Annotated in this window: 8 protein-coding genes; all 8 read right to left on the bottom strand. The window is 70.7% G+C overall.

Going from position 1 to position 9,182, the window contains the following annotated elements; translation table 11 throughout:
• Window positions 1-240 precede the first annotated feature (240 nt).
• The 8 genes from AOK11_RS34095 to AOK11_RS34060 are packed head-to-tail and all read right to left on the bottom strand — an operon-like array spanning window position 241 to window position 8,990.
• A complete protein-coding gene (locus AOK11_RS34095; RefSeq protein WP_055597537.1) occupies window positions 241-1,728 on the bottom strand; it encodes an aldehyde dehydrogenase family protein in 1,488 nt (495 codons plus the stop codon).
• Window positions 1,725-2,396, bottom strand: a complete 672-nt coding sequence (locus tag AOK11_RS34090) for an HD domain-containing protein (protein ID WP_055597536.1) — start codon at window positions 2,394-2,396, stop codon at window positions 1,725-1,727. Before AOK11_RS34090 ends, AOK11_RS34095 begins: the two co-directional genes overlap by 4 nt.
• Window positions 2,397-2,409: 13 nt before the next feature.
• Window positions 2,410-3,678, bottom strand: coding sequence for an NAD(P)/FAD-dependent oxidoreductase (locus tag AOK11_RS34085; RefSeq protein WP_055597535.1), 1,269 nt, complete (start codon window positions 3,676-3,678; stop codon window positions 2,410-2,412).
• Window positions 3,679-3,684: 6 nt separating this feature from the next.
• Window positions 3,685-4,005, bottom strand: coding sequence for a 2Fe-2S iron-sulfur cluster-binding protein (locus AOK11_RS34080; protein WP_055597534.1), 321 nt, complete (start codon window positions 4,003-4,005; stop codon window positions 3,685-3,687).
• A 21-nt stretch (window positions 4,006-4,026) separates the two neighbouring features.
• Complete coding sequence (locus tag AOK11_RS34075; protein ID WP_055597533.1) at window positions 4,027-4,797, bottom strand: SDR family NAD(P)-dependent oxidoreductase; 771 nt, start codon at window positions 4,795-4,797, stop codon at window positions 4,027-4,029.
• Between the two features lie 6 nt (window positions 4,798-4,803).
• Window positions 4,804-6,624, bottom strand: a complete 1,821-nt coding sequence (locus AOK11_RS34070; RefSeq protein ID WP_055597532.1) for a PEP-utilizing enzyme — start codon at window positions 6,622-6,624, stop codon at window positions 4,804-4,806.
• 23 nt (window positions 6,625-6,647) lie between these two features.
• Window positions 6,648-7,727: a PEP/pyruvate-binding domain-containing protein gene (locus tag AOK11_RS34065; protein WP_055597531.1), complete on the bottom strand. Its 1,080-nt coding sequence runs from the start codon at window positions 7,725-7,727 to the stop codon at window positions 6,648-6,650.
• Window positions 7,728-7,730: 3 nt separating this feature from the next.
• Window positions 7,731-8,990, bottom strand: a complete 1,260-nt coding sequence (locus tag AOK11_RS34060; protein WP_055597530.1) for a cytochrome P450 — start codon at window positions 8,988-8,990, stop codon at window positions 7,731-7,733.
• Window positions 8,991-9,182: the final 192 nt, after the last annotated feature.

Below are 9,182 nucleotides of genomic sequence, written 5' to 3'. Positions count from 1 at the left end.
CGCGTCACGGCTCGTCCGGCGGGCGGGAGTGCCGCGCGCGGCTCCCGCTTCCTCCACAGGCCGGCTCTCCAAGGCGTCCCCGCCCTCCCGGCACCTCCATTCCACCGCGTTCCCGCGTTGATCAGCACCCCTGCGGCAGCACTGAACCGTCCCCAACCTGCTGGTGCGGCAAGTCCGTTGTCCTTGTCACCGCTTCGCCGAACGGCTGGTGCCCCCGTCGCAGGCCGCTGCGGCCAGGTGTCAGCCGGTGCGACGGTGGATCGACTTGAAGGCGACGTACTGGGACAGGCCCTCGATCCCGTACTCGACGCCGAGACCCGAGTCGTGCCGGCCGCCGAAGGGCGCGTTGTGGTTGGAGCCGAAGAAGTTCACGCCGACGGATCCGGTGTCCATGCGTTCGGCGACCGCCTGCGCGGAGGCGCGGTCGGCGGAGAACACGACGCCGCCGAGTCCGAACGAGGTGTCGTTGGCGAGGGCGACGGCCTCGTCGAGGCCGTCGTAGCGCAGGATGCTCAGCACCGGTCCGAAGACCTCCTCGCGGGCGATCCGCATGTCCGGGGTGACGTCGGCGAAGACGGTCGGCTCGATGAACCAGCCCTGGTCCGTTTCCGCGGGACGTCCTCCGGTGGTGGCGCGGGCCCCTTCCGCGTGAGCGGATTCGAGGTGGCCGCGCACCACGTCGTACTGCGCCTTCGAGGCCATCGGTCCGAACACGGTGCCCTCGTCGAAGGGGTCGCCCTGCGGAGCGGCCGCCACGGTGCGGGTGACCATGTCGACCACCTCCTCGTAGCGTGCGGACGGGGCCAGGATGCGGGTGGAGATGTAGCAGGTCTGCCCGGTGTTGCGCAGGCAGGTACGGATCAGTGCCGAGGACATCTGTCCGAGGTCGGCGTCGGGGAGCACGATCGCAGAGGACTTGCCGCCGAGTTCGAGGGTGACCGGCCGGAGCAGGTCGCCGCACGCGGCCGCGATCCGGCGGCCGACCGGGGTCGATCCGGTGAAGGCGACCTTGGCCGTACGCGGATGCCGTACCAGCCGGTCCCCCGTGTCGCCGCCGCCGGTGACCAGGTTGACCACCCCGGGCGGGAGGCCGGCGGCCTCGCACGCCTCGACCACGAACCGGATCGACAGCGAGGTGCCGGGCGCGGGTTTCATGACGACGGTGCAGCCGGCGAGCAGGGCCGGGGCCAGCTTGACCACCATGAGGTTGATCGGGAAGTTCCAGGGGGCGATCAGCACGCACGGTCCCACCGGGTCCTTGCGCACGACGGTCTCGGCGCCGCCCGCCGGGAACGGCCGGACGTCCTCGGTCTCCAGCCAGGACGCCAGCCCGGCGACGTGCCGCAGGATGCCGGCGGCGTTCGCGGCGGCGCCGCGGGTCTCATTGATCGGGGAGCCGTTCTCGAGCGTGTTGACCGACGCGGTCTCCGCGGCACGGGCCTCGACCTCGTCCGCGATGCGCAGCAGCAGCGCGGCCCGCTGCGACGGCGTGGTGCGGGGCCACGGGCCGGTGCGGAAGGCCCGGTCGGCGGCGTCGAGCGCGGCGTCGACGTCGTCGGCCGAACCGTCCGGGACCGATCCCCAGGTGCGGCCGGTGGCCGGGTCGACCAGCGGGAGCCGGGCGGTGGCCGTCGAGCGGGTCCAGGCGCCGTTGACGTAGTGGTCGTCGACATGGGTCCACCGGGGCTCGCTCCGTGCGACCGCCGGGTGGGCGTGGACGGCGCTCATCGGATCACGGCCGTCCTGAGCAGGGCGCGCGAGCGGTCGAGGGTGGCGGTGGCCATGGCGACGGCGGGGGCGGTGAGCAGTTCGGGGATGATCTCCGTCTCGAGGCGGTCGCTGTAGGCGGCGGGGTCCATGCGGAACCAGCCGGACGCCAGCGCGATGCCGGCGTGGTCGAAGCGCCACAGCCGGTCGGCGTCGCGGACCAGCGCGTCTTCGAGCGAATACGCCTCCTTGCGGGTGTCGTGCCCGTCGATGATCGCGCAGACCTCGTGCACGAACGCGCCGTCGTAGCCGAGCGGGGGCAGTACCTCGCGGGCGATCACGCAGCCCTGCCGCTCGTGCTCGTACCGGATCTCGGCCCTGCGCCAGTCGCCGGAGAAGCCCTCGGCGAGGATACGCTCCTCGTCGACCCTCCCCCACCCGGTGTCGTGCAACTGGATCGCCACCCGCACCAGCTGCCGGTCGGCACCGGGGAAGGCGTCGCACAGCCGTTCGGCGTAGGCCAGCGAGATCGGCAGGTGGATGTCGTTGCCGCGCGTGCGCGTCTCGGGGACGACCGCCTTCCAGATCGGGTCGAGGTCGTCACCGGTGGCCGGGGTCAGGGAGATCGGTGAGGTGTCGACCGGTCCGGGCGCCGGTATCGGGCGCTCGGTGGGCAGCGCGGTGGGCATGGTGTTCCCCTTCTCAGTCGGCCGCGACCAGGGCGGCCGGGTCGACGGTCACTGACTTGAGCTGGACGGACGGGTCGCCGGCGGCGTCGTACGGGATGAACTGCCCCTTGGACAGCGCGCTGCGGACGGCCATGAAGTCCAGCGGGCTGTTGACGCAGTCGGCGGCCAGGATGCGGTCGCCGCGGTAGTAGAGGACCGAGTGCTTGCCCCGCTCGGGGTCGGCGCGGACCAGGGTGCGGTCGTGGCCGGTGGACAGCCCGGCGATCTGGAGTTTGATCGTGCCCTGGTTGGACCAGAACCAGGGGATGCCTGCGTACTCCTCGCGGCGGCCGGTGATCGCGTAGGCGGCCACCTTGGCCTGCTCGATGGCGTTGTTGACGCTCTCGAAGCGGACACGGTCGCCTTCGGGGGCGCCGGGGACGGGGTTGGGCAGGTTGGCGCAGTCGCCGACGGCGACGGTGACTCCGTCGGAGGCGAGGGCGGACTCGTCGACCCGGATGCCGTTGTCGCACACCAGGCCGATGGACTCGGCGAGTTCGGTGTTGGGGATGACGCCGACGCCGACCAGCACCAGATCGGCGGAGATCACCCGGCCGTCGGCGAGTTCGACGCCGCCGACCCGGTCGCCGCGCGGGACGATCCGGCGGACCGAGGCGCCGAGCAGGATGTCCAGGCCCGCGGCCCGGTGGTGGGCGAGGAGGTGGGCCGAGGTCTGTTCGCCGACGGCTCGCGGGACCAGCCTGGGCGCCGCCTCGATCAGGGTGACCGAGCGGCCCATCCTGGCCAGGGACGCGGCGGCCTCGAGGCCGATGAAGCCGCCGCCGATCACGACCGCCTCGCGTACGCCGGGCACCCGGGCCTTGAGTTCGAGGGCGTCGTCGGCGTTGCGGAGGTAGAGCACGCCGGGCAGGTCGACGCCGTCGAGCAGGAGCCGGCGGGCCCGTGCGCCGACGGCCAGGGCCAGCCGGTCGAAGGGGAAGTCGGCGCCCGACATGGAGTGGGCGACGCCCGAGCCGTCGTCGTTCTTGTCGATGCGGATGATGCGTTCGTTCTTCACCACGTCGATGCGGTGTTCGGCCCAGTACTCCTGGGTGCGGAACATCAGCTTCTCGTTGGTGATCTCGCCCTGCAGCCATTCCTTCGACAGGGCGGGCCGCTGGTAGGGGCGGTGGTTCTCGTCACCGAGCAGGGTGATCGGTTCGTCGTGTCCGAGGGCCCGCAGGGAGGTGGCGAGCGAGACGCCGGCCTGTGAGGAGCCGATGATCAGCAGTCCGTCAGCCATGATCGCTCACACCTGGGTGGTCGGGGTGGTCACGTGCAGGTCGCAGCCCTCGGTGACCTTGAGCTGGCAGGAGAGGCGGGAGGTGTCCCGCCGTTCGTCGGCGGCGCCCCAGAGCATTTCGTCCTCCATCTCCTCCGGCGGCGGGAGCCGGTCGAGGGCTGTCGGGTCGACGTAGACATGGCAGGTGGCGCAGGACAGGGAGCCGCCGCATTCGGCGACGATTCCGGGCACGCCGTTGCGGACCGCGGTCTCCATGACCGAGTCGCCGACGTTGGCCGCCACCGTGCGGGACGCGCCGGTGTGATCGGTGTAGGTGACCTGGGGCATGACGTTCCTCCTGGATCGAGGTCAGATGAACTGGCGGCCGCCGTCGACGACCAGGGTCTGTCCGGTGACGAAGTCGCTGTCGGGGCCGGCGAGGTAGAGGGCGGCGCCGACGATGTCCCCGGGCCTGCTGGCCCGCCGCAGGGCACCGCGGTCCACGCCGTAGGACTCGGCTTCCTCCAGCAGGCCCCGGCTCGCCTCGGTGAGCGTGAAGCCGGGGGCGATCGCGTTGACGGTGATGGAGCGACGGCCGAGTTCCTTGGCCATCACGCGGGTGAGCGCGATGACTCCGCCCTTGGAGGCGACGTAGTGCGCCCAGTTCTCGGAGCCGCTGTAGACGGTGGCCGAGGAGAGGTTGACGACCCGGCCGCCTTCGGGCAGGTGGGGGCTGGCGGCGCGGGTCATCAGCCACGGGCCCTTGAGGTTGACCGCCATGACGAGGTCCCATTCCGCGGGGTCGATGTCCTCGAGCGGTGAGCGGGTGACGGTGCCGTAGACGGCCGCGTTGTTGACCAGGACGTCGATCCGGCCGTCTCCGAACTCGGCCACCCGGGCGGCCAGTTCCTCGGTGGAGCGGGTGTCGGTGACGTCGACGCGTCCGTGCCAGGCGTCGGCGCCGGCGTTCTGCGCCAGGCGGGCGGTCTCCTTGGCGCCGTCGGTGTCGAGGTCGGCGACGGCGACGCGGTAGCCGCGGTCCGCGAAGCCGAGCGCGAAGGCCCGGCCCAGGCCGCCCGCGGCACCGGTCACGAGGACGGTGCGGGTGCGGGCGGACGCCGGGGGGTCGGGGAGCGACATGAGGGCTCAGTCCTCCAGGATCTCGACGCGGCCGGTGGTGCCGTCGACGCGGATGCGCTGACCGGTGCGGATGGTGGTCGAGGCCGAGCCGGTGCCGGTCACGGCGGGCAGGCCGTACTCGCGGCAGACGATGGCGGCGTGGCTCATCATGCCGCCGATGTCGGTGACGGTCGCCTTGATCTTGCCGAAGATCGGGCCCCACGACGGCGCGGTGATCGTGGCGACGAGGATCTCGCCCTCCTGGATCTCGCCGAGCTGGTCGGCGGAGGTGACCAGGCGGGCCACTCCCTCGACGACGCCGGGCGAGGCGGCCATGCCGGTGATGGCGCCGTCCTCGCCGCCCTCGTCACCGGCCAGCCACTGCTGGACCTGGTCGGTGGTGATGCCGTAGAGCATCATCGTGAAGGGCTCGGTGATCTGGGCGGGCGGGGTGTTGAGCGCCGGCTGCGGGCGGCGGGTGGAGAGCGCGTCGATGATGCCGCGGCGCCGTTCGATCTCGGCCGGCCAGTAGTGCGGGCCGGTCGGTTCGGCGCCGACGGCCCAGCCGGTGACGAGGTCGAAGAGCGCGTCGCGTACCTCGTTGCGGTTGAGGTAGAGCATGTCGGCGGAGTCGGCCCAGAAGCCGGCGTCGGTGAACACGCGGGCGAGCTCGCGGACCTTGCGCCAGAAGACGCCCATCGTCCAGTGCTCGATGTAGAAGTTGTGGTTCTCGACGTAGGGGTAGGCGGTGGCGGCGAGGCTGCGCTTAGCGTCGAACTGTTCCCGCGCCTCGCCCTGGAGCAGCTCGCGGTACTCCCCGACGATCCGCTCCTTCTCGGCGATCAGCTCGTCGACGGGCCGCATGATCTGCCGGCCCTCGTCGACGCGGCGGATGTAGTCCTTGATGTAGCCGAGCGGGATCTCCTGGTGCTCCTTCCAGTACTTGTCGTGGCCGTAGAAGCCGTTGCCGACGGTGAAGTTGAACCAGGGGTCCTGGGCGGCCTCGTACGCCGCGAGCCACACCTCGCCGCCGGCGTCACGGACCGCGCGCAGGGTGCCCTCGACGTCGTCGGGGTCGTCGAAGGCCGCCTGGAGATTCATCTCCACGGCCTTGAGGGCGAGTTGCTTCAGCTCGTCGTCGGGCCGGAACAGTTCCATGTCGACGCCCTGCACCATCTTGGCGATGGCCTGGTCGGGAATGCCCGGGAACACCTCCTTGCAGAAGCCGAAGAAGTCGAGGTAGGCGAGGTAGCCCAGGTTGAGAAACTCGAAGTGGTACTGCCAGTTGCGGTAGAGCAGCGCGATCAGGCGGTCGTAGTTCTCCATCAGCACCTGGGAGCCGTCCATGGCCTTGCCGGAGACGATGTCGTCGAAGGGCACGGCGTCGGGCAGCGCGGAGAACCGGATCTCCTCCATCTCGTCGATCGTGGCGCGGACCTTGGAGTGCCAGGCCTCGAGCAGACTGTCCCAGTTCTGGAAGTAGTGGCCGGCGCGGCGCTCGAACTCCGGGACGCGGGCAGCGATCTCGCCCTCGGGCACCGGCACCGGGCTCATGTACAGATAGCCGAGGTGGATCTTGAACTCGATGCCGTTCGCCGGCGGGATGAGCAGGTGGCGGGTGTTGTACTGGCCGAGACACTTGACCGCGAACTCGCCTCCGATGGTCTCGAAGGGCTTGAACACCGTGGGCCAGTGCTGGCTGTCGCAGAACCAGAACTTCTCGTCGCCGCCGGGGGCGTTCTCGAAGACGAGGTTGTACGGGTAGAGCTTCTCCCAGCCCTCCGCACCGGCGGGCACCTCGATCTGCGAGGGCTTCGGGAAGGACTTCATGGTCTGTTCGATGGTCATGCGGGTTCCTCTGCGGTTCGGGCTCAGCGGCCGGTGAGGGAGAAGGTGAGACCTGTCATGGAGAAGCCGGTCGGGCCCGGGGACTTGGGGGTGGCCGCAGCGGCCTGGGCGGGCCGGGCGACGGAGTGCACCGTTTCCGGGCGGGACTGCAGGAGCAGGAGGTTCTCCCCCGCGGGCAGGTCGGTGTCGAGCGCCCACTCGATGTCCTGCGGGCAGCCGTAGTGCTTCTCGGCCCGCTTGGCCAGGGTGGCGACGGCGAGCAGTTCGTCGTCGGTCAGACAGCGGACCGCGCGGCGGCCCGGCTCGACCTCGCGTTCGACGAGCGAGCCGGTGCTCGCGTCCGGGACGAGTTCGGCGTGCTTGTCGCCGACGTGCTCGGCGACCACGGTGAGCATGACCTTGTCGAGCAGGATGTTGTCGGGGGTGACCTGTCCGGAGACGACCATCTCGCCGACCCCCCACGAGGCGTCGATCACGATCTTGGAGCGGTCGCCGTTGGCGGGGTCGAGGGTCATCGCCACGCCCGAGGCGCGGGCGTCGACCATCTTCTGCACCGCGACGGACATCGACAGGTCCTCTTCGGGGATGTTGTTGCGCAGCCGGTAGGTGATCGCCCTGCTGGTGTAGAGCGAGGCCCAGCAGCGTCGTACGTGCTCGCGCACGGCGGGGTAGCCGGTGAGCCAGAGGTAGGTGTCCTGCTGGCCGGCGAAGCTGGCGTCGGGGAGGTCCTCGGCGGTCGCGGACGAGCGGACCGCGACGGGCACCTCCGCGGGGAAGCGCGCCATCAGGGTGTCGTAGGCCTCCTTCAGCAGGCCGTGCATGTCGTCGGGGACCTCCCGGGCCTCGATCGCGGCCCGGATCCTGGCGGACACCCGGTCGACGCACTCGACGTCGTCGGGGTCGATCTCGGCGAGTGCGGTCCGGATCTCCTCGCGCAGGCCGCTGCCGTCGACGAACCGGTCGAAGGCCACCGTGGTCACGGCGAATCCGGGGGGTACGGGCATGCCGGCGGTGGTCATGGAGACCAGCGAGCTGCACTTGCCTCCGAGCAGCTCGAGTGTCGGCGCGTGGCCGCTGTCGAAGAAGACGATGGAGTCGTTCACGGTTCAGTCCTCCCAAGTCACCCTGACCGCGGCGGGCGCGCGGAAGGAGAGATTGTCACCGAAGTGGATGCCGGACGGGTCGGCGAGGCGGAGGCCGGGCGCGAGCCGGGCGGTCTCCTCGAGCGTGATCTTCGCCTGGAGCTTGGCCAGCATGTTGCCGAGGCAGTAATGGATGCCGAACCCGAAGGACAGGTGTTCCCGGGCGTTGGCACGGCCGATGTCGAAGGACTCGCCGTCCTCGAAACGGGCGGCGTCGCGGTTGGCGGAACCCATCAGCAGCAGGATGTCGGCGCCCTCGGGGACCTTCACTCCACCGATCTCGGCGTCCCGCAGGGCCCGGCGGCGCCAGCCGACGATGGAGGGGCTGTAGCGGAGCACCTCGTCGACCGCGCCGGGGATGCGCCGGGGGTCCTCGACGACCTGCCGCCACTGGTCGGGGTGGGACAGCAGCACCCGCAGGGCGTTGGAGATCAGTGTGGTGGTGGTCTCGTGCCCGGCGAAGAGCAGTGAGTAGCAGACCGAGGCGATCTCGTGGTCGCTGATCGGGTCGCCCTCGGCCTGCATCCGGACCATGTCGCCGACCAGGCTGTCCGGCTCGGTCTCGTGGGCCTCGGCGACCAGCCGGCGGCATTCGGCCCAGTACTCGACGAGGTTGTGGGCGTGCGGCACCTGTTCCTCGTCGGAGAGGTCGCCCCAGGTCATGGCCGAGCGGGAGTCCGACCAGCGCTTGAAGGTGTCGATCTGCGAGACGTCGGCGCCGATCAGGGTGAGGATCGTGATGGTCGGGACGTCGTAGGCCAGGTCGCGAACCAGGTCGCCGCGGCGCTCCGGGCGGGCCAGCATCGTCTCGAGGAGCCGTACGACGTTGGCGCGGATGTCGGGCTCCAGCACCTTGAACCGGCGCGGGGTGAACGCCTTCGCGGCGACCTTGCGGATCCGGGTGTGCTCCGGGGGGACGCGGGCGGAGAGGCCGGAGTAGGCGGTGAAGCCGCCCTCCTCCATGATCTGCTTCGCCTGCGGGCCCCGTTCGCGCACCGGTGCCTGGGCGTTCTCGGAGGAGAAGGTCTCCCAGTCCTCGAACACGGCCTTGATGTCGTCGTACCGGCTCACCACCCAGCAGCCGATCCGCTCGTCGTACATGACCGGCTCCTCCGCGCGGAGGGCAGCGTACGAGGGAAACGGGTCGTCCTGGGCAAAGGGCTCGTAGCCGTGACGGATCGGACAGCCCGGGGCCGTGCCGGCCGGGGTCTGGGTCGACGTCATCGTCGCGCCTCCTGTTCGTCTCGTCGCCGTACGACGACCGCCTCATCGTGACCCCGGCCACATCAGGAGGTCCATGCGTCACTTCCGTTGAACGGAAGCGGGTCCGCCGGGAGGAAGCGGCCGGCGCCGGGTCGGACGGGTTGGCGGGGGACGCGTCGGGGCAGTGGGGTCCGGGAGAGTGCCGTCCGGGGG

The sequence above is a fragment of the Streptomyces hirsutus genome (assembly GCF_001418415.1).
Taxonomy (GTDB): domain Bacteria; phylum Actinomycetota; class Actinomycetes; order Streptomycetales; family Streptomycetaceae; genus Streptomyces; species Streptomyces hirsutus.
The sequence above is the reverse complement of the archived record's forward strand: the minus strand, read 5'-3'. Positions and strand labels throughout refer to the sequence as shown.